Source organism: Erwinia sp. MYb416 (assembly GCF_037479575.1).
In the GTDB taxonomy this organism is placed as follows: Bacteria; Pseudomonadota; Gammaproteobacteria; order Enterobacterales; family Enterobacteriaceae; genus Erwinia; species Erwinia rhapontici.
On record NZ_JBBGYT010000333.1, the window covers coordinates 1 to 1,073 of the forward strand.

At 42.3% G+C, this 1,073-nt stretch carries 1 protein-coding gene; it reads right to left on the reverse strand.

Annotation, left to right across the window (positions count from 1 at the left end; genetic code table 11):
- A partial coding sequence (locus tag WH277_RS03985; protein ID WP_339504478.1) for a fimbrial protein occupies window positions 1–958 on the reverse strand: 958 nt, incomplete at its 3' end.
- Window positions 959–1,073: the final 115 nt, after the last annotated feature.

Consider the following 1,073-nt stretch of genomic DNA (forward strand, 5'->3'; position numbering starts at 1 on the left):
AAAAGGTATTGGGTTTAACCACCTCATTATTTTTGTTGCGAATAACAATGCCCAAATCTTTACGATTCACCGTTCCTGTGGTCCCCAAATAGTTCCTGTTGAAGCCTGCGGTCCCCGAACCTGCCGGCTGGACACCTAATTTAACAGCCAGTGTTCCGCTATCGAAGCTTCCACCGGAACACGCTACCTCGATGGAAAGAGGTTTTTTATAATTCTCACCATTCAACTGGGCGCTGGTGCTGCCAACGGGGCCAAACTCGATAGAAATGGGCGTTCCTTTATTAATCACACACTTATCCGGCACTGTTATAATGCCTAACTCCAGGACGACCCTTGACAGGGCTTTGGTAGTCGGTACCGGGCCATTTCCTAATCTTCCATAAAGCTCTATCGCTTCCAGCTTATTCACATTCATTCCATTAACGATAGGCCTGGTGGTCTTAAAAATCACTCGTCCACTATTACCGGTTCCCACTGAAAACCCCAGAGCTGAATATGGCGGAACACATTTTACTTTCATAGGATAATTATTAGACACATTAGTAAAGGGCACGGAAACATAAGCATTATAATTTCCCGAAATATACATCTCCACCTTTACATCAAAATAGTCATTTAGGAAAAGATACCCTGGATTCACTGTTGATGAAGGCATCTTCGTTCTACTCGTATAATATACCGAATCATTTACTTCTATCTCTTTAGAACAGTGAGTATTAGCACGATAGTCTTGACTAACACTCCAACTAGTACTTATTGTAGCACCAGGGGTGTTATTTGTAATATCCAGAGATTTCAATGGAATATTGAACTGATAGGTACCGTGTACATTTGAGATTTCGCCATCCCTGAAAGACCAGGCAGGATGAAAGAAAGGCACAACTGTCACCAGCATCACGACCTTATTAATAATATTTTTTTTAAAATTTCTCGTAACACCTGATACTGACTTTTCCACCTGTAAATACCCCCATCTTGATATACAGCATAATCAGATATTGCCCTGCACTGGTATGACGCTTGGTCGCTTCAAGCGATGCTAGCAACGTACTCTGGTTCACGTGCGTCATTTC